The organism is Shewanella sp. UCD-KL12, assembly GCF_001957125.1.
Lineage (GTDB): Bacteria > Pseudomonadota > Gammaproteobacteria > Enterobacterales > Shewanellaceae > Shewanella.
Genome location: NZ_MPHJ01000015.1, coordinates 86881 through 112017, shown reverse-complemented (window position 1 = coordinate 112017; position 25137 = coordinate 86881). Strand labels below are relative to the sequence as shown.

At 41.6% G+C, this 25137-nt stretch carries 23 protein-coding genes; 13 read left to right on the top strand and 10 right to left on the bottom strand.

The genetic code is table 11. The annotated features are described in order from the left end of the window. Positions 1-31 precede the first annotated feature (31 nt). Positions 32-730, top strand: a complete 699-nt coding sequence (locus tag BM736_RS20160) for a 2OG-Fe(II) oxygenase (protein WP_076415481.1) — start codon at positions 32-34, stop codon at positions 728-730. Positions 731-804: 74 nt separating this feature from the next. Here the strand turns inward: BM736_RS20160 and BM736_RS20155 are convergent, their stop codons facing one another. Together BM736_RS20155 and BM736_RS20150 are read right to left on the bottom strand one after the other, a co-directional pair. Further along, entirely contained in the window at positions 805-2157 is a 1353-nt protein-coding gene (locus BM736_RS20155; RefSeq protein ID WP_076415479.1) for a sensor histidine kinase, read from the bottom strand. Next, entirely contained in the window at positions 2148-2822 is a 675-nt protein-coding gene (locus tag BM736_RS20150) for a response regulator (protein ID WP_076415477.1), read from the bottom strand. Before BM736_RS20150 ends, BM736_RS20155 begins: the two co-directional genes overlap by 10 nt. A gap of 228 nt (positions 2823-3050) precedes the next feature. Here BM736_RS20150 and BM736_RS20145 point away from each other — a divergent pair, with 228 nt between their 5' ends. The 3 genes from BM736_RS20145 to BM736_RS20135 are packed head-to-tail and all read left to right on the top strand — an operon-like array spanning position 3051 to position 6158. Continuing rightward, the gene (locus BM736_RS20145) at positions 3051-3905 is read left to right on the top strand and encodes a putative selenate ABC transporter substrate-binding protein (RefSeq protein ID WP_076415475.1); all 855 of its coding nucleotides are present in this window, start codon (positions 3051-3053) and stop codon (positions 3903-3905) included. Positions 3906-3916: 11 nt separating this feature from the next. Continuing rightward, positions 3917-4606, top strand: a complete 690-nt coding sequence (locus BM736_RS20140; protein WP_076415472.1) for an ATP-binding cassette domain-containing protein — start codon at positions 3917-3919, stop codon at positions 4604-4606. Positions 4607-4610: 4 nt separating this feature from the next. Then, positions 4611-6158, top strand: a complete 1548-nt coding sequence (locus tag BM736_RS20135; protein WP_076415469.1) for an ABC transporter permease — start codon at positions 4611-4613, stop codon at positions 6156-6158. A gap of 71 nt (positions 6159-6229) precedes the next feature. Here BM736_RS20135 and BM736_RS20130 read toward each other — a convergent pair whose 3' ends face one another. Continuing rightward, positions 6230-6574: a hypothetical protein gene (locus BM736_RS20130; protein ID WP_076415466.1), complete on the bottom strand. Its 345-nt coding sequence runs from the start codon at positions 6572-6574 to the stop codon at positions 6230-6232. A gap of 223 nt (positions 6575-6797) precedes the next feature. Then, positions 6798-7634 (bottom strand): hypothetical protein, encoded by an 837-nt coding sequence (locus BM736_RS20125; protein ID WP_076415464.1) that lies wholly within the window; start codon positions 7632-7634, stop codon positions 6798-6800. Between the two features lie 371 nt (positions 7635-8005). Between BM736_RS20125 and BM736_RS20120 the strand changes: the two genes are divergently transcribed. From BM736_RS20120 to BM736_RS20105, 4 genes are all read left to right on the top strand, one after another. Further along, positions 8006-9625: a HAMP domain-containing sensor histidine kinase gene (locus BM736_RS20120; RefSeq protein ID WP_076415461.1), complete on the top strand. Its 1620-nt coding sequence runs from the start codon at positions 8006-8008 to the stop codon at positions 9623-9625. Continuing rightward, entirely contained in the window at positions 9622-10974 is a 1353-nt protein-coding gene (locus BM736_RS20115; RefSeq protein ID WP_076415458.1) for a sigma-54 dependent transcriptional regulator, read from the top strand. Before BM736_RS20120 ends, BM736_RS20115 begins: the two co-directional genes overlap by 4 nt. An 876-nt stretch (positions 10975-11850) precedes the next feature. Next, a complete protein-coding gene (locus tag BM736_RS20110; protein ID WP_076415455.1) occupies positions 11851-13125 on the top strand; it encodes a magnesium transporter in 1275 nt (424 codons plus the stop codon). A 44-nt stretch (positions 13126-13169) separates the two neighbouring features. Continuing rightward, the gene (locus BM736_RS20105; protein WP_143562448.1) at positions 13170-14042 is read left to right on the top strand and encodes a hypothetical protein; all 873 of its coding nucleotides are present in this window, start codon (positions 13170-13172) and stop codon (positions 14040-14042) included. Positions 14043-14155: 113 nt separating this feature from the next. Here the strand turns inward: BM736_RS20105 and BM736_RS20100 are convergent, their stop codons facing one another. Together BM736_RS20100 and BM736_RS20095 are read right to left on the bottom strand one after the other, a co-directional pair. Further along, the gene (locus BM736_RS20100; protein WP_076415450.1) at positions 14156-14821 is read right to left on the bottom strand and encodes a LysE family translocator; all 666 of its coding nucleotides are present in this window, start codon (positions 14819-14821) and stop codon (positions 14156-14158) included. A gap of 131 nt (positions 14822-14952) precedes the next feature. Then, complete coding sequence (locus BM736_RS20095; RefSeq protein ID WP_076415448.1) at positions 14953-15777, bottom strand: AraC family transcriptional regulator; 825 nt, start codon at positions 15775-15777, stop codon at positions 14953-14955. 185 nt (positions 15778-15962) lie between these two features. Here BM736_RS20095 and nadE point away from each other — a divergent pair, with 185 nt between their 5' ends. Continuing rightward, complete coding sequence (nadE, locus tag BM736_RS20090) at positions 15963-16793, top strand: ammonia-dependent NAD(+) synthetase (RefSeq protein ID WP_076415446.1); 831 nt, start codon at positions 15963-15965, stop codon at positions 16791-16793. Between the two features lie 76 nt (positions 16794-16869). Here the strand turns inward: nadE and BM736_RS20085 are convergent, their stop codons facing one another. Beyond that, a complete protein-coding gene (locus BM736_RS20085; RefSeq protein WP_076415443.1) occupies positions 16870-17355 on the bottom strand; it encodes a hypothetical protein in 486 nt (161 codons plus the stop codon). Positions 17356-17487: 132 nt separating this feature from the next. Between BM736_RS20085 and BM736_RS20080 the strand changes: the two genes are divergently transcribed. Further along, a complete protein-coding gene (locus tag BM736_RS20080) occupies positions 17488-18957 on the top strand; it encodes a carboxylesterase (protein ID WP_076415441.1) in 1470 nt (489 codons plus the stop codon). On the opposite strand, the gene BM736_RS20075 is transcribed toward BM736_RS20080, so the two are convergent. After that, positions 18954-21128: a diguanylate cyclase gene (locus BM736_RS20075; protein ID WP_076415439.1), complete on the bottom strand. Its 2175-nt coding sequence runs from the start codon at positions 21126-21128 to the stop codon at positions 18954-18956. The two genes, BM736_RS20080 and BM736_RS20075, sit on opposite strands and share 4 nt — an antisense overlap. Before the next feature lie 361 nt (positions 21129-21489). On the opposite strand from BM736_RS20075, the gene BM736_RS25240 reads away from it, so the two are divergent. Beyond that, positions 21490-21651, top strand: coding sequence for a hypothetical protein (locus BM736_RS25240; RefSeq protein WP_179079088.1), 162 nt, complete (start codon positions 21490-21492; stop codon positions 21649-21651). Positions 21652-21662: 11 nt separating this feature from the next. Next, a complete protein-coding gene (locus BM736_RS20070) occupies positions 21663-21908 on the top strand; it encodes a hypothetical protein (RefSeq protein WP_076415437.1) in 246 nt (81 codons plus the stop codon). A gap of 89 nt (positions 21909-21997) precedes the next feature. Here the strand turns inward: BM736_RS20070 and yeiP are convergent, their stop codons facing one another. Both yeiP and BM736_RS20060 read right to left on the bottom strand, forming a co-directional pair. Next, positions 21998-22573, bottom strand: coding sequence for an elongation factor P-like protein YeiP (gene yeiP, locus BM736_RS20065; protein WP_076415435.1), 576 nt, complete (start codon positions 22571-22573; stop codon positions 21998-22000). Between the two features lie 93 nt (positions 22574-22666). Beyond that, entirely contained in the window at positions 22667-24289 is a 1623-nt protein-coding gene (locus tag BM736_RS20060) for an ATP-binding cassette domain-containing protein (protein WP_076415433.1), read from the bottom strand. Between the two features lie 575 nt (positions 24290-24864). Between BM736_RS20060 and BM736_RS20055 the strand changes: the two genes are divergently transcribed. Then, on the top strand, positions 24865-25089 hold the full coding sequence (locus BM736_RS20055) for a cytochrome c3 family protein (RefSeq protein ID WP_076415431.1): 225 nt from the start codon (positions 24865-24867) through the stop codon (positions 25087-25089). The last annotated feature ends 48 nt before the right edge of the window (positions 25090-25137 follow it).

Sequence of the window (25137 nt, the reverse complement as noted above, 5' to 3'; positions counted from 1 at the left end):
GAGAGAACAGCAAATAGTCAAAGTGATACAGATGGACTTTATAGAAGTATACCCTAATGCTTTACCCGATGAGTTATGCGATCGCTTAATCAACTCCTTTGAAACTCATAGTGGTGTAAGTGAAGGCCGGACAGGCCATGGTGTTGATTTAGCGAAAAAGGTAAGCCGAGATTTAACCTTAGATAGCTTTGAAAACCTACAAGGCATTAGAAACGAGCTACTTGGATATACGCTCAAATACTCCTCTAAATATTTTAATCAATATGCTATGGCTTTGATGGGGGGCGTGTCTGTGCAGGTGGCTGATGAAGAAGGCAAAAGTGTCACCCTTACTCCAGAGAACTACGCACGTTTAGGTGAGTCAAGAGCTGAGGCTTTGGTTAAGTACCTTTATCGCAGTGGAACCATCAATATTCAGAAGTATCAGCAAGGTAAAGGCGGCTATCCTCACTGGCATTCAGAGCAGTTTCCTCAGTCAGGACATAATGAAGCGCTCCATCGAGTTGTACTGTATATGTTTTATCTAAATGATGTGGAGGAGGGCGGGGAGACAGAGTTTTATTATCAGAATAGAAAAGTTAAACCTGCTAAAGGAACGATGGTTATCGCTCCAGCTGGTTTTACCCACTCTCATCGCGGTAATACCCCTATCAGTCAAGATAAGTACATAGCAACATCATGGATGATGTTTAATCGTGCAGAACAGCTATATGCCCCGATTAAAAAGTGAAACGTATTCGACAAAGCTGAGGCTCATTGTTGTGAGCCTCTTCTTTAAGAGTGAGGTGGAAAGTGATACTCGCACTATATGGGAATAGTTATCCTAAACTTTGCTCCTTCAAGTTCAGAGGTTTCTATCGATAACGTGCCGTCATAACTGATGACAATCTCATTACAGACGGCGAGACCTATACCTTGCCCCGCTTTTTGCGTATCGGCTCTGACACCGCGTTGAATAATTTTCTGACGTAGGCTCTCTTCAACACCTGGTCCATCATCTTCAACAATAAGCTCAAATTCACCTGCATCGCTGTAACTTGCGGTAACCTTGACTTGGCTAATACAGAGTTTAAATGCATTTTCCATCAAGTTGCCGCACAGCTCCATTAAGTCACCTTTATCACCAGGGAACACATGTTCAATAGGGATATGGGACTCAAAAGTCACTTGCTTATCACGATAAACCTTGAACAACATCTGTGAAAGTTGATCGACCAAAGGGGCGACGAGTGTTTGCTCTTGTTTGAGGCCTTTACGGCCGAGCATGGCACGTTTTAACTGATATTTTACCAGCAGATCCATTTGACTGACCTGCTCCATGATGCGCTCACTCGCTCCCTGCTTATCTAAGGTCGCATCATCTGTGATGGCATGAACTGCAGCTAAGCGTGTCTTAAGACTATGTGCTAGATCGTTCATCGCATTTTGGTATCTTTGTTGCTGAGCACTCGATTGCGATAATAGTTGGTTTAGTGCTTGGGTAACACCTTCTAGCTCAACCGGATAATCTTGTGATAAAGCTGAAGATTTTCCGCTATTGACACTTTCAAGTTCATTTCTCATTCTGGCTAACGGACGCATTCCCCAATAACCCGCACTGATGAGTAATACGAGTGCTAAAGCGAGAACCATACCTAATCTAAAATAGGTCCGACGGCTAAACTTGTTTAGCTCCTCCTCAAGCTTTTCAGCATCTTTCATCACTAGCAAGTTGTACTTTATACCTGTTATCTCAAGTGAGAGTAGGTAGAGGAAATAACCTTTATCGTCGGCAAGTGTGAGGTAATAGGGGGGAGAATCGTTTCTTATCTCGTTGAAGCGTTCACACGTATCAAAAAGGCCTTTATCGACAGCGAGTGATGAGGTCCATACTTGCTTATAGTCGATGTTACAGCTGGCAATAATATAACTTTCAGGGGTGTTGTTCTCATCTAACCATTCGTCACTACTTTCAGGAATGAGATCATGTTCTCTGAGCTCTGCCGCAACTTTAGGGATCTCTGCAATCAGTTGGGCTGTTTCTTCATTATAATTATCTTGGGCATGAAGGATATTGACTAGCCAAGCCAGTCCAAAGCCTACTAGCGCAATGATAGAGAGTGAGGTAAGAAACATCCGCGTGAGCAGACGTTTCTTAAATCTAAGCTTTAACTGCATGGTAAGTTAAACTTATAACCTTGGCCGCGAATGGTAGCGATGGGATTTTCAAGCCCATCTTTGGTGAGCTTCTTTCTAAGGCGAGAAACCATCACTTCTATGGTGTTAGGATCGCCCTCTTTATCACCATAAATCACATCGAGCAGTCGCTGCTTTGCTACAACTTCATGGCAGTGGCGCATCAGATATTCCAAAATGAGATATTCAAAGGCGGTCACTTCCATCGGCTCATTGTTCATGCTCACCTGTTTAGCCGCAAGGTCTAATTCCAGAGGTCCACTGGTAATTTGTGGTTTAACAAACCCCGCACTGCGTCTAACGAGTGCATCTAAACGAGCAACCAACTCCTCTTTTTGGAACGGTTTTACAAGGTAGTCATCGGCGCCTGCGTTTAAACCTTCAACTTTATCTTGCCAGTTAACCCGTGCAGTTAAGATCAATACCGGCGCCTTGAGCCCTTCATTACGTAGGTTTTGGATAAGACTAATGCCGTCTTGATCTGGCAGTCCTAAGTCGACGATAGCAATGTCTATGGGGTAATTGGTTGCTTGGTAAAATCCCTCTTTTGCCGTTAATGCTACTTGAACCTGATTCCCTAATTCACTCAGTTGTACTTTTAAGTGGTGAGATAAAATAGGATCATCTTCAACAACCAATATTCTCATAATTTAATGCCTTTATAATTCTTTTAAACAGTTTACTTAGATATAAGCTTAAAGCCAATATCGTTCTTTCCCATTATTTTACTTGGGCTTAACTTAATGCCAGCTGACTTGTTTTAATTTTAATTTGCCACAAAGCGTGAGCATGTCCTGTTTTTCCAATAAATTGCTTTGTTTCTCCCTGCTTTATCGTTAAGATCCTGCACAATTTTTACCTAAAGGAAACATTTCATGAGGCTAATGACCCTAGTCGTATTAACAATTTTAAGCACATTTTCAATCCGTGCTGATGCGACTGAATTTACTTTCACGGCCATTCCTGATGAAGATGAGAGTCAACTGAAAACACGGTTCGAAAAAGTGGCCGAATACCTTGAGTCCCAACTTGGTGTCGATGTGAGGTATATTCCTGTTAAGTCATATTCAGCTGCAGTAACCGCGTTTAGGAATAATCAGGTTCAGTTAGCCTGGTTTGGTGGATTATCAGGTGTTCAGGCTCGTCGCCTGGTACCTGGCTCTGAAGCGATAGCTCAAGGCTATGAAGATCAATTTTTCAAAAGCTACTTTATCGCACACCACTCAACAGATATTTTACCCTCTGAGAGTTTTCCAAATATCAATGGTTATAGCTTTACCTATGGTTCTAAAGGTTCGACATCAGGCCGCTTAATGCCACAGTTTTTTATCGAAAGAAACTTAGGTAAGAAAGCGGACGATGTATTTTCTCGCGTTGGTTTCTCTGGCGATCATAGCCGCACTATTGCACAAGTTCAGGCGGGGGCTTATCAAGTTGGTGCCGTTAACTATAAAGTGTGGGATAGGGCGCTTGCAAATGGGACTGTTGATTTAGATAAGGTTAAGGTGATTTGGCAAAGCCCCGCTTATCCTGATTACCAGTGGACAGTCCGTGAGGGACTCGATGACACATTTGGTGATGGTTTTAAAGCTAAGCTTAAAGAGGTTTTGATAGGGATGTCAGATCCTGAGTTACTCAATAGTTTTCCAAGGAAATCATTTGTAGAGGCTGAGAATTTAGACTATCAACCCATTGAAAATATTGCTAAAGCAATTGGTCTGATTGATTAAGGTGATATTCAATGATAACACTTGATAACCTCACCCTTAAGTACGCAGATAAGCTGGCTATTGATGAAATATCCTTAAGTATTAAAGCTGGTGAGAAAGTGGCTATCATAGGGACATCTGGTGCGGGAAAATCAACCCTGTTGTCTCACTTATATCAGCTGCTAAATGACAATGCTGCATACTGTTCTCAGAAACAGGGGCTTGTTGACAGCTTAAGTACTTTTCATAATATCTATATGGGTGCCCTTGATAGGCACCACTGGACCTATAACTTAGTTAACCTGTTACGGCCATTTATACAGCCTTTAACTGAAGTTACTGAGCTATGCCAGATGCTTGAATTAGATTTTCATACGAGTAAAAAGTTGTCAGCGCTTTCTGGCGGTCAACGTCAACGGGTGGCTTTAGCGAGAGCTATTTACCAACAAAAGCCAGTGTTCATAGGTGATGAACCATTCTCAGCTTTAGATCCTATAATGGGTAAGCGGTTATTGGATCTTGTTTTCACTAAACATGAAACTGTCATTATGGTATTGCATGATAAGTCGTCAGCGCTTGCGCATTTTGACCGAGTGATTGGTTTAAGCAAAGGTAAGGTATTACTCGATATTCCCCATGGGCAAATAACGGCAAATCATATCGATATACTTTACTCTGATCCCTCTGTGCAGGTCGCACCTGTGTCACTCAAGCAAGCTTAGCGCTATGTTTAAGCGTATTGCTAACTCCTTCCCTTTTATTGGCTATTGGCAGAAGTTAACGCTTAGTTTATGGGCGGTTGCTGTGATCTGCTTTGCATTTTCTGATGTAGAGATCATCTCACTTGATCCTTGGAGTGAGTTACTTAGGATAGTCAACGGGTTTATTCGTCCGGACTTTTTCGCCACTGAGTACCTACTTGATGCATTATGGCAAACGGTCTCCTTTGCATTATTAGGTGTGCTAGGAGGTTTGATTCTTGGCATCCCGCTATCATTTATCTATTCAAACCGCTTAGTTGCCGCATTCTGTGCCGTTATTCGCTCCATACATGAGATATTCTGGGCGCTGTTATTTTTACAAGTGTTTGGTTTATCTCCTGTCACTGGTATTTTGGCTATCGCGCTACCCTATGGCGCAACTTTTGCTCGGGTATTTAACGATATTTTACTGCAAGCGCCGGCATCGACAGTTGAAACTTTACCTTTTAAGACAGACAAGGTTAGCCGCTATATTTATGGGCGTATATGTCACGTATTACCTTCTATTTTTGCCTATATACGCTATCGCTTTGAGTGTGCGCTAAGAAGCAGTGCAGTCCTTGGTTTTATCGGTATGCCCACGTTAGGCTTCTATCTAGAAACCGCATTTAGACAGGGCAACTATCATGAAGGAGCAGCGTTACTTATTCTCTTTATCGCCTTGATTGGCACCATACATTTATGGTGCAGGCCTAAGTTATTGCCTTTATATCTGCTAGTTGGGCTAGTTACACTGCCAAGTATTCCCAATATTGACTCCATGTTATTGTGGCGGTTTATCACTGTTGATATTTTACCTCCTGCATTGCAGCAGCTTGAGCATTGGCAGCAGTTTGATTTAAGCGTGATTAATCAGCTTCTGTTATGGGCTGAGAAATTGTTATTTTCTCAAGCCTTACCTGGGATGCTTATAACACTTTTACTGGCTATATCTGCATTGGCTATGGCTCATGTTATCGCTTTAGTTTGCTCAACCTTGTCTTATAAAAACTTAACCGGAAGGTTCGTCTCAAGAAGCTCAAAGTTTTCGCTCTTGCTTCTCAGATCGGTACCTGAATATATCTTTGCTTTTATCTTTATGATGTTATTAGGTCCGTCTATGTTGCCCGCTATGCTTGCTTTAGCTTTGCATAACGGTGCATTAATCGCTTACCTAACGGTTAAACAATCAGACTCCTTAGCGTGCTCCTCTCACTTCAATAGAAAACTTGATGGTTACTGCTATGAGGTGCTTCCTCAGATATATCCAAACTTGATGGGGTTGCTGTTTTATCGATTTGAAGTGATCCTACGTGAGACGGCTATTTTAGGTATGTTAGGGGTTGCAACACTTGGGTTTTATATCGATAGTAGCTTTTCAGAGATTAGGTTCAGTTCAGCACTATTTTTAATGGCCTGTACGGCCATGCTCAATATTGTGGTCGATATGGTGAGTAGACGCTTATTAACTGCAAACATGAATCAACAGGTAAGCTGTAGTGGCAGCAATGACCGTATCTCTCCGGTAACTTAAAAGGCGATTGCTTTTTGCATTGTTTCAGTTGAGTCATATCCGCGGGGATATGACTCAACATTCATTTCATTTTAGTTTATGGACTTTGCTGTTAAGCGATTATGGATCACTCCATTACAACAGGCTGCGGCCAAGAGTGTAAATGCCACAACCCCGCTCATAATCAACGCAAGACGTAACCAAGGTTGCTCCATTCCTATTCTCATCTGTACGTATTCAAAACCACTTACCCCCCAAACCAACACAGCACAAACTAATAAAGCTATCTGTAGCAAGCGAGTTGCGATTTTATGGCGGATGAATAGCAATAGTGGGGCGAGTGCAAATACTGCACAGGTAATGGTATAACCGAAGCGAAGAAAGTGTGCACCAATCAGAATGAAAGCGAGTGAGATAATTAAAATTCGCCACCACATAAGAGGCTCCTAAATTCAAATATTTGATATTAAGAGCTTACTTATATGTGAACCATGTTACTGTCGGCTTGTTCACATTTCGATAATCGCAAGGCTAATATATGGGGTAATACCAATCAGTATAAGAAAGCGATCACTCTTATACTGATTGGTATTACTTACGACTTTTTGACTGTATTGGGGGGACGTAATCAATTTGTCCTTTGAACATCGATAATGAAGGCTAGTTAAGTGCGTCCCTAATAGCTTGCTTCTGCGTTTCACTCAGGTTGCTGTGCTTGATTGACTCAATTAAATCTTCGGCAGCATCTGACTTTTCATTACCCTGTATAATAAAAACATGTTGGTTACCGCCATCATCATCTTGTTGAATAAATTCAACTTGGACATTGGTGTATTGTGACGCAATGTCAGACACATCATCAGCGAGGCGATCCATTACCATCTCTAATTCTTCTCCATGTTTATCAAAATAGACTTCTAATTCCATCGCTTTGCTTTCCATCTCGTCCGCATGGGACTCTAACTCTGCGATGTGAATATCAAACTCTCTCTCCCTTGCGTCTAGCGCGGCTTCGTTTGTTGCCATTTTTGCTGCGTGAGCTGTCATTTCAGCGATATGTACCTCAAGTTGTTTGGCCTTTTCCTCCATCTCACGGCCCTTTATTTCCATGTGGCGGGTCATCTCTTTAATCTTTATACGTGCTTCGGGATCAAGCTCTTTCTCTATATAAACATCAAAACCAAGTTTGCTGCGCTTGTTTATTCTGTTAAGCAAATTAGCAATCTTATCTGCAGAGCTAGTGGGGAGGCTGCTCAGTTTATCTTTGATGACTTGCTGATCGTTAAGTTCATCCTGAGTAAAGGTAAAGGTAAAGGTTTGCTCCTCATTCGGTAGCTTAACGTTAACTTGAGTGAGTTCATTTTCATCTCTCACAATTTTGGTAATTGTCGTTTTATCTTCAAATTCAAGTTGATGCAATTGGGTGGGCGCAGCAGCAACATTTAAAGTAAGCAGGCCTGTACAAGCTAATGCGATAGCAATATTTTTGAGTTTCATAGGAGATCCTTACGCAATTTAACGCTTTAAAATTATTTTCTTATTGTTCAACGATGAGTATTCAACCAAGAGTGTTCAGCTAAGAGTGTTGAATACCTGATTAACCTAATAGCGAGGATTGTGCCAAGTTGATATTTTCCCATTATTACAATGTGTTAGTTTGTTTTGTCGTCGGTAGGCATACTCAATATGAAATTTCATTATGTAAACTTGCCCGATATGGGCAGATGACCTCCTTAAATGAGGATTTTTGTTAAGAGTATGATAATGTTTCTCTTTAAATGACTGTTATTGTGCCAATTATTAACTTGGTACTTTTTTTGAATAAGCTGTAACTGAGTATTGTGATAAATAGGTAATTTGGAGCGGGTATGTCGATAAAGCGATATGTGTTTTTTCTGTTTGGGGCCTTAATTATATTGTTGGGGATCAGTCAATTACTGATTTCTCAATACTATAAAGGGGAGCTGCAGAGTGAGTTAAGTGAAACCTCACGTGCTCTTTCGCAAAACTTAGTTAAAGTGTTAATTGATAATGTGGGCAGCGAGCAGGAGTTTTTTATAGAGCTGGCAGATGAAGAGGTGCAGGAGGCGATAGCCGATATCGAAGAAATGAGAAATGACTTTCAGCAGGATATCAATGAGATAAGTCATGAGATAGGTATGCTAAGTGAAGAGATCTTGCTCATTGAAACTCGAAACCCACAGGATTTTACACCTGAGGAGCGCAGAGATGTTCGCCATGCGTTAAAAGAAAAGCAAGCTGAATTACAAGCGCACCTATATGAGATGGCTGCTCATGAAAAAGAGCTAGAGAAATTACAGTCTGAAAATATTATTGAAGTTCGCAGAGAAGCTAGGCGCGAGGCGGCTTCCAGTTATCGAGAACGTCTTCATGAAGCTGTTAGTCAGATTGAGATTGATACCAATAATTGGTTAGAACAAGGCAATGTGGCTATTATCGAAGCGCCCACTTTTCCAACGAGTGGTGAAGTGTCAGTTCAATATTCACATGACATAGCGACTCCCAATAAAAATACCAATAACCAATTGGAACGATTCAGTGAGTCCATGCTTGGGCTCATACTATTGACCTCTATAGTCGCGTTAATTTTAGCTTATGTGCTGAGTCATTATATTAGCTCACCGTTAACTAATTTGGCGAAAGGTCACCAGAAACTGGGTGATGGTGAATTAGGCTTTCAAGTTGAAGAGAAAGGTGTCAAAGAGCTTAAAGCCATTTTGAATGGTTTTAACCGTATGAGTCGTAAGTTAGCTCAGCTTAGCGAAAAAGAGCAGTTAATGACTCAACAGCAGCAGCTTGCTGAGTTAGGTGAGGTTACCAGAGGCATAGCACACAGTTTACGTAACCCATTGCATACTGTCGGCTTGCTGTCAGAGGGCGCTATGCAGGCTCAGAGTAAAGAGGAGGGCGCTGAGCTGTTACAAAAAATTCAGCAAAAGATAGCGATGATGGATAAAAGTATCCAGTCGTTACTGACCCTATCAAGCAATGAAGTTAATCGTACTCATTTAGTGCCTATTAACCCTATCGTGCATGATATTTTGCTCGAGCTTTCTATTACTGGCACTAAACCAAAGATTAGCTTCGACTCTGCGCGTTTATCTGCATCAGTAAATGGTGCAGAATCTGAGATCAGGAGCATTATTCATGCGGTTTTAATTAATGCCGTTGAGGCAACGCCCGATGATGGTTACGTAGCGGTGTCTTTAGAAAGTGAAGAGGATCATTATCAAGTTGTGGTTAAAGATAGCGGTAAAGGCATCATGCCTGAAGTCAGAGACAGATTGTGTCAGCCGCATGTTACGACGAAAACGGAAGGGACAGGCATGGGAGTGTATATCGCGGAGCGTCTGATAAAAGGCCATTATGGCGGTGATATACGCTTTGAAGATAATCCTAGTGGGGGCACGATTGTGACATTAACATTCTCTAAGTTAATTAACTCAGCGTCAGGTAGTACAGTATGAAACAAGAGCAGTTAAAAATTCTAGTGGTTGAAGATGAACCTGATCAGCGTAGCTTAATTTCACAAATGCTAGAGGCCAACGGCTACTTAGTGAGTAGCGCTGATAGTGTTGAATCCGCGATTTTAATGCTAAAACAAAGTACGGCAGATTTGGTATTTTCCGATTGGAAGTTAGGTCAGTTAAGTGGCATGGATTTACTCAATTATGTCAGACGAGAACATCCTGACATGGGCTTCATTATTGCGACTGCGTACGGCACGATTACCCACGCCGTTGATGCCATGCAGGCTGGTGCAGATGATTATTTGTCTAAACCATATCAAAGGCAATCGCTGCTGCTAGCTATTGAAAAGGTAGCTAAATCTTTAATCCTGAAAAAACAAAATCGCAGGTTAACCACTGAGCTTTCTCAGCAACAAGAGCTGGTGGGCTTAGTGGGAAAAGCGGCCTGTATGCAGAAGGTTTATAGCCGTGTTCAACGAGTCAGCGCCACAGATGCAACAGTTTTGATTGGTGGCGAGAGTGGTACAGGTAAAGAGTTGGCAGCGAGAGCACTGTTCCAATTGTCAGAGCGAAAGCATAAGCCGTTTATTGCTATCAATTGTGGCTCAATCCCTGAATCACTCGCAGAAGCTGAGCTTTTTGGTGCAGAAAAAGGGGCATTCACAGGTGCTACAGCACTTAAGATAGGAAAGCTGGAAGCGGCTGATGGTGGTACGATTTTCTTGGATGAAATTGGTGAATTACCCCTGTTACAGCAAACCAATCTGTTACGTTTTTTGCAGGAGGGAGTCATTAGCCGTTTAGGGCAAAATGGTGAGATAACGTTAGATGTGAGGGTTATAGCGGCTACCCATAGAGATTTAAAGCATGAGGTGGCAGAAGGACGGTTTAGAGAAGATCTCTACTACCGACTTAATGTGGTTCCGATCAATATGCCACCCTTAAGGGAACGCCAAGAAGATATTGGTAGATTAGTAGAGCATTTTCTTAAGTTACATGCAGGCCAATATAAAATGGATCAGCCTAAACTGACTGCTAACACGTTAAAACAGCTACTTGATCATCCTTGGCCAGGTAATGTCAGGGAGCTTGCGAATCGAATTGAACGCTTTGTCTTGCTTGGTGATGAAGATGAAATGATTGAAGAGCTGGCAGGACAGCCTAAACCACTTAATACCAATCAGTTTTCATTGCCGGACGAAGGGATAGAGTGGGAGGCCTTCGAGAAAAACTGCTTAGAGCAAGCGATGAATAAACATCAGGGGAATCGGACCAAAGCAGCGAAGTTTTTAGGGTTAAGTTATAAGGCTTTCTTGTACCGACTTGAAAAGCATCAACTGGTGTAATCGATTATTGGTACTTTAATAAAGATCATCTATCTCCAGCCGCTAGTGCTTTACCATATTTTTAATAAATACTAGCGGGTTTAATTTGGACGGATATATTAATGAATGTTAGTTAATAGCTTTCGTTAATTGGCTTTTTAAATTGTACCTTTTATTGGCTTATTTAATATTAATCGCTTTAATTCTGGCTCGTTTAATTAGGTTTGCCGTACTGTTTAAACATGGTTTTATTAATGTTTAATTAAGCTTGAGGCTTATATTTTAATAATGTGCTGTTTGTTGTTGACATCTTGTCGGATGCTCTTATAATTTCGCACAAATTATTAGAAGAGGCCATTATATGGATACTGACAGTTTAAAGGGAAGTTGCACTTGCACTTTGAGGAGCCGTTTCTGATAAAAATAATTTAAGACTATTTCATTCAGTTTCCTCCCTCTTTACCGCTCACTGCACATCCCCTAATCCAGACCTGTAAAAACTTAAATAGACTAGTGATGAGTTAGCTAACTCAACGCTTATGTGGCTATCTACTTATTGAACTTAAACTTATTGAGCCGAATCGTTTAGCGTTAAGGTAATGATAAGTTTTGATGGCGTAATGTCTTCATCGCTTGTATGCCGGTGACTAAAACAAATAGGAATGACCAATGGAAACCGATATCCCTCCGAGTAGAGTAAACGGTGTGGCAGGAATTGTATGAATCAATTTAGTGATATGAACGCTTAACTCTGCAATATATTATTCCCACCTCGCTGTTAACTCCCGCTTATAAATAAAATAAAATTCATTTATATTCTATTAACTATATTTTGAAAAATATTTTAATGGTCTTGTGAATGTCTTGAAAAATATCCTTTTTTTGGGAGGACTACACATGTCCGAAATCACAGCAGAAATTTCAACACGTATCAACGACAACTTAACTTTCGACTTATTTAATAAAAGCCAAACTCATCAAGATTCAGAGAGTGGTAAATTAGAAGTTGTTCAGTTTATCCAAAAACAAAATACCCATGTTATTCAACGTTGGCTAGATAGCTTGACATTAATTCAGTGTGTCCAAGTATATCGCTGCCTACCTGAAGCTGAAAAGCTGCTTGTCATTGGCCTGATACCAGCGAGGTTTATGACTGATTTAGAGAGAATCAATGATGAAGCTCACCCAGTTATCGCCGTAGCATCGACAGATGAATATCTACACTTTACGGCAGATACACGAGTCGATGAGGCTATTTCTCAGCTGCAAAGGTCAAGTGATAAGTTTGATAAACAAATTGCGTTTATTACTGACGAGCAAGGCTGCTATCAAGCCATGCTTGAATTGCATCAACTGCTTATATTGAGTGATGATGAACTGCTCGAAGGGATTGCCGAACATGTCAGCCCCTGCCATGTCAGCACTGATAGGGAGGAGGCTGTTTCATCGCTGCAGCATAGCAGACACGACTATGTACCACTGGTCGATCAGTGGGGCAGGCCTGTTAGTGTGATTAATGCTAAACAGGCTATGTCTGTACTTCAGCAAGAGCAAACACAAGATGTAGAGATGCTGATGGGGATACAGGGAGCACACGATAATACTCCTTACCTTGAAACATCAGTCTTTGAGCATGTTCATAAACGCATATATTGGATCTTGGGTTTAGCTGCGGTTGGGATCCTTTCTGGTATGGTTATTCAGAGCTATGACGATGCCATTATGGCATTAACCATTTTGGCGTTATATATGCCTATGGTTGCTGATACTGGGGGAAATGCGGGGAGCCAAGCATCAACGGTGATAGTGCGCTCTATGGCTCTGGGTGAACTTAAACTGAAAAACTGGTGTGATGTGCTCTGGAAAGAGCTGCGGGTGTCTCTGTTTATCGGTTTAGGGCTTGCCGCGGTCTCATTTGCAAAAGTGTTATTTCTTTCTCAAGGCACGACGCTGCCTGAAAGTATCACCCTCACCATGTTAGGCTGTGCGATTGCTTTAGCACTTTTTTTTCAGGTCGTGACTGCAACTGTGATTGGCGCGGCTTTACCGTTAGTGGCTAAATTGTGTCGTCAAGATCCTGCTGTGGTGGCAAGCCCAGCTATCACAACCATAGTCGATGTCACGGGCTTACTGATCTATTTCTATATTACCTCTTTAATTTTAATCAACTAGTTCTAGCCTAACTTGCTCTTACCTCATGGGGAAGAGCAAATCTCATGGGGTTTAGTCCCGATAAGTATTTACACGATATAGGAGGACAAGCCATGTCCTACCAACAGCAGACCTATGGTCTTTTTATATGTATAAGCCGCTTTTTTGCTCACATGCTAGCAAAATTCTTAGTGTTAGTTTCAGTGACCGTTTTGATGTTAGTTTTGGTGTTATTTTCAACGGCCAGTCAGGCATTTACAGCGGCATTAGAGGGGGCAGAAGATAATCATCTGCAGCAGATGAATAGAGAATTTGAATTTGCTGTCGACGTTGAGTCTCTGTACATGGCCCAAGGCCGTAATCAATTAGACAATGGAGGGATAATCTGGACAGAGGCACAATTACAGCAAGAAGCGCTCACTCTCTCTTTGGCCTTAGGCAGAGGAGTGATTGAAGATTATACAGAGCTAAATTTTGGTGTAGGGTTCGACATTCCTACGCCTCCTCAGTTTGAGCTATCAATCGGGCTACAATTTATCCAGGTGTATGGCACTGAGCGTGACAGGGATACTGAACTGGTCTCCCAATGGGTGTATACCGCATCTCAGTGGTTTACCCCTTCCATTGACTATACCTACTCCCTGCAAGCTGGTGGTCACTTTGTTGAAGTCAGCATACACAGTAACAGCTGGTGGCTGACTGATGAGACATCTCTTAGCATCTATGGGACACAGGCTGTCGACTTTGGTTTTGTTATTGATGACTATTCAGGTCCAAGTCACTTTCAACTCGGTTTAGAGGCGATGCATGTCATTAACGATCGTTTGCAAGTTCAAGGTCACCTGAACCATATAACGCCACAAAAAGGGTTAAAATCTGATGAGATGAAGCAGGGAAAGCAACTTTATGCTGGTCTGAGGATAAGTTGGTTGTACTAGTCATAAAATGAAAATGATAAAAATAAGCGACGCTATCTAATGCGTTTATCTGATGAGTTATATGATGGTTATTTTCCTTGCTTAGCGGCCAAATCGCTAAGCAAGGTGTTTGTCTAGATAGCGCCTTTGACGATAACAATAGCAACAGATACAAATAGCAGTCCTGTGACTAAGTTTATAATAGGACTGGCTTGTCTGACCCTCAGTTGAATATTGGGTTTTGATAACACTAACGCGATAAACACAAACCAGATTAGTGACAGCAGAAGCATTATCGTCACAGCGCTGACTTTTGTAATAAGGTTAATATCTGGCGTAATTAAGGCAGAAAACAACGTGATGAAAAACACCATGGCCTTAGGGTTGAGCAGGTTGGTATAAAGCCCCTGCATAAAGCCTTGTTTTATGGTGAGCCCATTGCAAAGCGGCTCATTTGCCTCACCATCAAGGCGCTGAGTGGACGACGTTTTGCTCCACACCTCTTTGAAGTGCGCTATAGCGCTGCGGATCGCACCTAGCCCCATCCAGCCCAGATAAGTGGCACCGATTAACTGGACTGACATAAACAGTATCGCAGAGCTTTTTATCACTAAACTCACCCCAGTAAGACTGAGTAAACTATGCAGCAAGATGGCGACCGAGATCCCAACAGCTGAAGCAATGGCTGTGGCGCGACTTTCTTGACTTGCCATTTTAACCACGAGCGCAAAGTCAGGCCCTGGGCTTGCTAATGCCACTAAATGAATAATAGCTAATGAGAGAAGAAGATTCAGTTCCATATTGCGGTCCAAGTGACTAAGTTAGGCCTATCATGACCGATAGCGAGGCTAGGGTATTGTAAATTATTGCAGCTACTCATCACTGTAGCATTTTTGCGACTCACGCCAAGTGCGCTATAGGCGAGCTGAGGTTATATCACTCGTTTTTGAAAGTGGGAAGGCGTAATAAGAAATGCACTTTTGAAGGCTTTATTAAGATGGCTTTGATCGAAAAACCCGACTTGCTGGGCAATATCTATGGCCGCTTGCCCTTTGGCTAAGGCTTTTTTGGCATACTCAAGCCTGATCCTTTTTAAATAAGCGTGAGGCGTCATGCCAGTCGCAGATTTGAACTGACGTAAAAATTGAAACTTGCTTAACCCCGCTGATGCAGCTAAATCATCAAGTTGAAACTCTCTGTACAGCTCATCGTGAAACTGACTTTTAATATCAAGTAACTGCTGCGCACTGAGTTTATGGTTAACAGTGTCTCCAGTTTTGACAGAGCCAAAGCGTGTGAACAACTCGGTTGTTAAGGCCAATAGGTGAGTTTCAATAGCAAGGCGGTTTTGGCTCATTTGCTGGCAAGTGAGAGAGTGATGCAGCTGAGAAAAGGCTTGATGCAGATCGGGCGCCCAAACAAGAGGGTCGCGGAAGAACTGCTCCTTAAGTTTTAGCTCACTGGCCACGTGATTAACGTACTCAACTGGAATCGACATAATACTGGCTTGATAGCCCTGTTCTTGGGTACTTTGGCCATTATGGGCTTCATCTGGATTTAACGTTGATATAAAGCCTTTATCCAATTGATAACTGCTACCTTTATGTTGGTACTTTTGCCCACCTTTGGTGACCACGCCTATGTGATAATCGAGATGGACATGTTGGTCGAATTCGAAGTGCTGAAAACTGGCTCTGCTGAGCTCGATTTCAGGTGCAATTGGATTATGCCAATATTCAATTTTTTCTTCGAGCATCAAGTTGCACCAATCAAAAGCGATTCTGTTGAGTTATTTTCATTTTAGCGGCTAGCTAATTATATAAGCTAGTAAAAAATTGCAGCCTTAAAATATGTTGCAAGATAACACTGTATTAATCAGCATTTTGGCTCATAATAGCAAGCTCATTTGCTAAATATCGTATTTTGATTGGAGCTCAGCTTGTGAAAGGACAGATTCTACGTGAAATGAAGGTTCAACCCGCTATTGAGCCAGAGTATGAAGTGCAAAGACGTGTGGCTTTTATCAAACTTAAACTCAAGGAATCACACTGCCACAGTATCGTTTTGGGGATAAGCGGTGGTGTTGACTCATCACTTACCGGACGATTGTGCCAGCTCGCAGTTGATGAACTCAATCAAGAAGTAGGCGAAGGTACTTATCAGTTTATTGCTGTTCGATTACCTTACAATGTTCAAAAAGATGAAGATGAAGCACAGTTGGCTTGCCAGTTTATTGCTCCCTCAAAGCAGGTGACTGTCAATATTCATGAAGGTGTTGCAGGTATTCATAACAACACGCTTTCAGGCCTAGAGGCTGCAGGAATTGCTATTAGTGATACCAATAAGCTTGATTTTGTAAAAGGCAATGTAAAAGCAAGAATGAGAATGGTTGCTCAGTACGAAATAGCGGGGTTAACTGGAGGCTTGGTGGTCGGTACCGATCATAGCGCTGAAAACATTACTGGGTTTTATACTAAGTGGGGCGACGGTGCTTGTGATTTGGCCCCTCTATTTGGGCTTAATAAGCGACAAGTTAGGCAGCTCGCCGGTTTTCTAGGAGCGCCAGATATCTTAGTACATAAAGCACCAACGGCCGATCTTGAAGATGATAAGCCACAGCTGGAAGATGAGGTCGCATTAGGCCTGACTTATGATGAGATTGATGACTTTCTCGAGGGGAAGGTTGTCGATGCAGTTGTAGAGGATAGACTTGTGGCTATCTATAAGTCGACTCAGCATAAGCGTGAGCCGATACCAACTATCTATGACTAATATGAATGATTAATGTGAATGGTTAAATTATTCTAGCTGAGAATTAGTTTGATAAAAAAGCGCTTAGGCGCTTTTTTTAGCTTTTGTTATTAGCAGCTAAGTGGTTTCTTGTTTGCTCTATGAGTATATTTGGAAATTGTCGATAATCTAAATAGGGGCAGAGGATAACATCACTGCCGTTTGAACTAACTTTTTCTTGCTCATCTATAGCCTTAAACTGAGCGTTGTGATGACTCAGGGCGAGTTTTTCTGCCGATACAGAGCCGATAACTAAGTGTAAGTCAGCACTGCTGTTTAGTGATGTGGCGCCAAAAAGAATCTGTTCATTTTGTTTTAATAACTCGCTATCTCTATAATTCTTCCAATCAGTGCCAATAACACTAAGCTTAGCCATTATGGTGAAAATCTTTCGCCAGTGATTACCGTTTTCTGCAATCAATTGAGCGATGGCATCAGCTGAATCTAGATGCCAGTTATTGGGAAGCGAAGGGCAGTTTGGCAGGTAGTAACAGTGTTTAGCAGTCTGACAACCAAGCGAATGAAGAGTAGAGCGCTCGTCCATTTTTTCTCACCAATTTGAGCCGATTCAAGTATTGGTAGATTTTACCTCGCAAAAGCATGTAAGTTAACGGAAATAATTGATTTTTTGCTGAGGCTATATCTGCAAGCCTAGCGGGAAACTTATTGGGAAAATATGAAAACCATTGTTATTGGCTCCACTAAACACCTTGTCATGGCATTAATTTATGCTTCTATAGGGATCTTTATTGCCCTGTTAGCGACGGGAGTTTGGCTACTGAACTCAAGACCAGATCTGGATATCTGGCACACGGTTGATTTAGAGTCAGAGTATAATAGCAGCTTGGCCATTGAGACTTTTTCTCAATATATCTCTCTAGAGCAAAAGCTTTTCGAGGAGGTCGAGCGCAAGATCTACGATCAAACTCAAGCTCCTCACCCATCTGTTTTAAATCGGTATGTAAGGGGTAGTTTAGCTGATCCACAAAATTGGCGTATCGATTGGAACAAAAGCTATGAGTGGTCAAAGGAAGACGCTGATTATGGCGTGCTCTTGCTGCACGGTATGTCGGACTCACCTTATGCACTTTCTCATGTTGCTAAACACTTCAAGGGTAAAGCCCATATTCTTGGTCTAAGACTTCCTGGGCACGGGACTATCCCATCGGGTTTAGTCGATGTTAAGTGGCAAGATATGGCTGCTGCAGTATCCCTTGCTTCAGAACACTTGAACAAACAACTTAAGGGAAAGCCCATTTATGTGGTTGGGTTTTCAACGGGAGCGGCACTGGCGTTAAACCATGAATTGGAGCGTGTCTTAGCTCAGCAAAAGCCAGATTACTCCGCCATGGTGTTTATCTCCCCGGCTATTGGTTTACCCCCCGTCGCAGCAGGCGCGCAGTGGCAGGCTAAACTCGGTGAGTTATTAGGGCTAGAAAAGCTGAGTTGGAACAGCATTCAGACAGAGTATGATCCCTTTAAATATAACTCTTTTGCTGTTAATGCTGGCGATGTTGTGTATCAGCTAGCCGAGCGAAATCAGCATATTTTGCAACAGCTGACAGATGAGCAATTGATGGCTTTGCCCTCGATATTAACCTTTCAGTCCTTGACGGATGATACGGTATCAACTGAGGCTGTGTTTACAGGGCTTTATCACAAACTCCCTAAACATAATCATCAGTTGGTGGTGTTTGATATTAATCGCACTGACATCAATATGGGACTCATACCTGAAGATCCTATGCTTGATCACTTAGGTTTATTTAATACCCAGTACTTAGATTATGACTTGACCCTCGTACATAATAATTTAGCAACCCATGAAAACCTGAGAGATGTTGAAGCGGAAACTTACTTTGCTAATGGAGATACTGAGAAAGTCAGTTTGGCAACAAGCTGGCCCTATAACGTATTTTCACTGTCTCATGTGGCTTTGCCATTTCCTATTGAGGACAGCTTGTACGGCCCTGAAGGGGTCAATTATATTGAGAGAATACAGATAGGAGCGGCTTCTTCAAGAGGTGAGCGGGGAGTGTTAGGGGTCTCTGCCGACGAGATCTTAAGGCAAAAATGGAACCCTTTTTTCCCCTATATGATTGAGAAAGCAGATGACTTTATCTCAGACATTCATACATCGTTTTAGTGCTCTGATTTAGGCAGTGGCATAGAGATAATAACCTTATCTCTGCCCTCATCTTTTGCACGATATAGATTGAGATCAGCTTGTTTAAACCAGTCATCTAGTTGAGTACTGAAACTCGCATTATCGATGAGGGCTCCGATGCTGACAGTCATGGAAATAGGGCGCTTGTCGTAAGGATTCTCTATGGTTAGTGCCTTCACCTTGAGGCGTAATTCATTTAAATGTTTCTCTATCATCAATACATTGCAGAAGGGGAGTATTAATAAAAACTCTTCACCACCGTAACGAGCAATAACGTCAGTGTCGCGTTTAAAATAGCTCGTCATCTCTTTGGACAGCTGACGCAGACATTCATCACCGCCAAGGTGGCCATAGGTATCGTTAATGGCTTTAAAGTTATCAATATCTAGGATAACGAGAGCCATGACCTCATCACTACGTTGGCAAAAGTCTTGTGTCGACCTAAATTTTGCTTCGGCATAACGTCGGTTATAGAGCGAGGTTAGCTCATCTTTTTCCACTAAGGTCTGAAGTTTTATATTGGCTTTTTCAAGCTCAAAGGTCCTTAAGGCAACTTTCTCTTCTAGCTCTAGCTGATAAGAGATAAGCTCCTGTTTACTGCGTTTAATACTCTTATATAAATTTAAGAACTCAATCGGAGACTCTTCATTGATATGGTAGTCCTCTGCTTTAGAGTGTCCCTCTTTGGCGAACCTTTTGGCAATGACGCCAAGTGGCTGGGTCAACCTACTACTGAGCACTCTCGTTACACCGACAGTGATGACGATGGACAGGATTAATAATGCAAATGTCGTAAGAAATTGCGTCTGTAATACGATAAGCAGTGGTGAAAAAGGCTGGACAAGGAAGAGCTGCCAATCATTGGTGAGAATATAACGATCATAGACATATTCTGGATTCGGGTTTTCAATGTCGTGTAGGTTTAGCATCGGCAGTGTGGTTTTGTAATCTTTACCACTTAGCGCCCATGTAAATAGTGATAAAGGAGTCAGGCCTAATTGCTCTGATGCATAGATAACCCTACCAGTTTCATCAATGATAATCATAGATTGCTGTTGGTAGACTTTATTTTTATGCTCAATATGAGCAAAGTTTGTTAAATCAAAAGACCCTTCAATGATCCCTGTGGGCTGCTTTTTATCCTCGCTACCATATATTGGTGCACTTATAGCAACGATGGGATCACTGCCAAAGCCCCTGCCAAGAAAGGCGGGCGAGATATAGGTGATCTGGTTAAAGTATGCTTCTTTAAAGTAATGCCTATCGGCAATGCTTATCTCTCTGTTTTTGACCTTCTCTATACCAAGGTTCGAAAGCGGGCTAGCAGCAGTAATGCGTGCATCAGCATCTGTGACCAGCATAGTGGCAAAGCCGGGATAGCTTTGATGCAGTTTAGCCAGTTTACGTTGCCAGTCAGATATGTCTGTGCTTGAAAGACTTAACCAATTAGAAGCATTATCAATAGCCTGTTTGTGGGTATCTAAAAAAGCCTCTGTAGCTTGCCCTAAGTGAGTCACTGAGTCTTGCAAATTGCGTTGTAAGCTCTCTTGTTGTTTTAAGATCACTTGATGGTTGAATATTAATGCTGAGCCTAATAAAGAGATCGTTAACACTAAAGCAAAGCTATAGGTCAACTGAGCGTTGAAGCTACGTCTTTTTTTATCTTTAATCTTATCTTCAAAATGCCATAAACCTGAAAGTACTGTGACGGCAAGTGAGCCAATAGCTGCACAAAATAAACCATTAATCCCTTGTTTTAGCGTAATAAAAGTGAGGTGGCTTTCAGGAAGCGAAGAAAATAGATAGACATATAATACAAACAGCGGCATGCCTAAAATAAGCCAAAACCCAATGTCTGCATATAGAGAATAGATATCTTTTCTTCTAGCAAGTCCCAGCCAGACGGCTTCTAAACAGAAGATAAGGAAAACATGAGGACTGGCCCAAGAGACATATAGCCCAATCGCGCAGAGAAAAGCCGTTACTAAGGCGTAGCTAGGACCAAGAATAATAGCAGCAACAATGAAGCTTGCGTTGCCTAAAATTAGTTGTACATTGCCAAACAGGGGAATGGGGTACAAGTTAACAATTAGGCCGATTACACCTAAAAGTAGAGAAAGTTGAAGATGCTTATAATTTATCTTGAACATTAATGCCTTATATTCATCACCATTGCGGCTATATATAGATGCTAGCGGCTTATATCTCTTTCCTCAACAGAAATGTAACAAAATAAAGCGTCATGCTGGTTATTTAGGCAAAGTTACCCTTAAGTAACTTGTTTAGCTGAAGGTGTAACATTCGGTTGATGCCTTTGTTTCTTTTTTGACTGTCAGGTGATCGCTTTGCAGTTAATTTGGTGGGGTAGGTTTTACCTTGGTTAATGCATTGCAGTCTTTATCGCTTGCATTGTCGCTGTTGTGATCAGTTTAAGTTTATCTTCATTGTTGTCGCTGATAATTCATTAAGTGCTTATAAATATAAGCGGTTGATAACTTAATGGATGTTGAGATGGACAATATTATCACTGAGCACATTTTTAAAGTCGGCATTGGTTTGTTCATACTACTGTCATTTATTGTGTATGGAATAACTAAAGATATTCGATTACAGAAGCAATTAGCAGAGCAAAGAAAACAGCAAGAAGAAGCCGATAAAGCCTTGTCATTGTGATGGAGTAAGCCATGGTTTTAGAGACTAAGGTGATGAGTCAAACATCAGTTTTTGAACGCTCAATATGTGAAAGAGAGCTGAATAGTTTGCTAAAGAATAATCTTGAAGGCGCATATCAGGCATATTGTGAGCATCAAAGCGCACTATTCCTAAATGGCGTTGAGGTGAGAAAACACAGTCGTCAGTATTGTTCATTTGAGGAATATAACGATATGTTGAAAAATACCCGCTGTAGGCAAGTGCTGATAACCTGCTAGCGCACACTGGTAAATTTAGACCAATATCATAAAAAAACCTCCTAAATCGGAGGTTTTTTTTATGATATAACAGCTTTGGTAGCTAAAGATTATTTAGAGTCAGAACGGCTCATAAACTTCTGTTCAGCAGTATTAATCTTAATCTTTTCACCATTGGCAATATACTCAGGGACTTGAACTGTTAGTCCTGTTGAGAGAGTAGCAGGCTTAGTACGCGCACTTGCTGACGCCCCTTTGATTGACGGGTCGGTTTCAACAATCACTAAATCCACATGAGATGGCAACTCTATCGCCACAGGTGCACCATCGACGGTGAGCACATGTAAACCTTGAGTTTCCTCTGTGATAAAGAGTAGCTCTTCCGCTATCGCCTCTTTGTTAAAGTGATAAGGCGTATAGTCAGCGACGTCCATAAAGACATACTCATCACCATCGATATAAGAGAAGGTCACATCGTGATGGCTTAAGTCAGCAAGGCTCACCATCTCATCAGCTTTAAAAGTGTGGTCTACTTTAGAGCCTGTAGCGACATCGTACATACGCATGCGGTATAAGCTACCACCAGAACGTCCCTGTGGAACAGAACGCTCAATATCCCTAATAATGTAGACATTATTATTAAATTCGATGGCGATATTTTTTTTGATATCACTTGCCTTTGGCATGATAAAAGTCTCGTAATGTTAATGTGGTCAGTAAAATATCATAAGCATGAAGGGATACCAATCTTGCAAGGGTAAAACAGTCACTAGATTTAGTTATCTTTGTGATTCGGTTAATCCTTCTACATTTTCTTTGCCTGTTAACTCGATGGTATGAGTCACAACTGAGCCTTTGATGAACTGACTATCATGGCTGACCAATATAAAGCTGCCTTGATACATGCTTAGCGTTTCGCTCAGCTGAGTCTTAGACTCTATGTCTAAGTGGTTGTCGGGTTCATCGAGTAAGAGTAGGGGGACTGGTGTTTGGTGGGAGACAATAAGCATGCAGAGTTTCATCTTCTCACCGCCACTGAGTTTGCTCGCTTTTTTATGTACACTTTGACCACGAAAGCCAATGCCTGCTAATAAAGTGTGACTCTGTGTTATTGGCTGATTTAAACAATAATGACAGAGGTGCTCGAGTAGTGAGAGCTCTGGCTTGATAAGGTCAAAGTGTTGATCTAAATAAAATAGCGGCGCACCACGATAGACTTGACCACTTTTAGACGACTGATTGCCTAGAATAACTTTCATCAATGTGGATTTACCGCAGCCGTTATGACCTGAAAGCCAAAGTTTATCTCCACTTAACAGCTGAAAGTTTAAAGGGGGATTATTAGTATAGGGGAGCTTTAGCGCCTGAATGCTAAGCAGACACGATCGCTTTTGTTGTATGCCCTTTTCCGCTTCTTGAAAATAGAGCTTTTGCGGTTTCACTGACTCTTTTTGGAGTGATAACTGATTCAAAGTGTCACGGTTCTGTGCGAGCAAGTGTCCACTCTGTATTTTACGGGATGATGCTGATTTCTCAGCCTTATCCCTCATGGTGTTGAGGAGAACTTTTGCTTGGCTTGTCGATTTTCTCAGACGCTTTCCACTTGAAGCCCTTTGCTGTGCTTTTTCAAGGTTGAGTTGTTTGAGGCGAGTTAGCTGCTTCTGCCTAGAATGAGCATCTGTAAGTTTACGTTCAAGGGCTGCTAAATGGGTTTGTTGGCATGTTTGGAAGTGATGGTAATTACCCAAATACTGAGTTAAACCCAAACTGGTTAGCTCAAAGATAATATCCACATGATGGAGGAGCGTCCTATCGTGGCTAATAAGCAGCACCTTCGCTCTGCACTTCTTAATCTGTGATAAAAGCCATTGCCGGCTAATAGCATCCATATGATTCGAGGGTTCATCTAAAATGAGAAACTCAGGTTTTGAGTTAAATAGTTTTAGCAGGCGAAGTTTAGCTTGCTCTCCACCGCTAAGTTGTGAATAACGAGTTTCTAATGTAGATGTGATGGCTATTTCACCTAATGCTCTGATTAAGTGCTCACCTGCTTGCCAATTATCACCTATTAGCGTTAAGTCCTCTGTGGAATACTGGCCTGACTCGATTCTGGTGATAGCTTCAAGTGTTGTCGCCACCCCCATAAACTGGGCAATGCTTTGCTCTGTATCTATGTCTTGAGATTGTTGGCTAAAGTAGCCTAGGTGCTCAAAGGGTTGAGAAACTTGTCCTGATTCGGGCCGTAACTTGCCAGCCAGTATCGATGCAAGTACTGATTTCCCAACGCCATTTCGGCCTATGATTGCCGAAAATTTGCAATCAATAGATAAGGAGATGTCACTAAACAATGATTCTCCCGTGGGTAATGTAAAAGTAATTTTTTGAGCATTCAGTATGGGCATAGTGCCTCCATTAATGGTGGAAGCAGGGGAGGCGAGCTTTTATCATTTTCTGCCATTAGCAATATATTTGCAGTTCATAGTTTTAAACTATAAATCAGACATATATTCAACGTGCATAAAGTGAGTGCGTAAAGCATAAAAATATTGCATTGAGCAGATAGAGCATCGCCGTCTAACCCTGGGTTCCAGATAAAGAGATAACATTGGAAAACAGGTGTTAGTTGTTCATTGAGGCAAATGCTCCTTGAGAGGGAATACTGATTTTATCAAAAGACTATTTAGCGAAATCAGCTTAGAGGTTTCTGTTTGAAAAGTAAACATAATACAATCTGCTTTGATAACGTTATTGTGTTGAATATCGCTATGCTTCTGACCTAAGTCACAATTTCGAATTCTAAAAGATGATCCGTTAAGCAAGTATTCAGAATAGTCACCCAAATTAAGATTCGATTAATACTAATCGATAAAATTGGAGGTACAAGATGCAATGTGGTTAGTCAAAGAGGTGTTAGCCTCTTATGCAAGCCGTTTAAAAATTAGGCTTGGGGAATATCCCAAGTTCAAGAGGTATAGAGATGAAATATTTAACTATGTTCGCCGCGCTCGCATTCGCAGGTTCTGCAATGGCTGTTGATTGCACCGATTGTCACGAGAAGATCGACGTAACTATGCATACTGAATCAGAAGCGACGATTGCTACATGTAATGATTGTCATGATATGGGCAGTGCACATGAGCTTGATATGGAAATGCACACACCAGATATGAAGATCACTGAGTGTGCTGATTGCCACGAGTAAAGATGATTTAGCAGCTCTCTCCCTGGGTCTCATGTTTATTGTATAGAG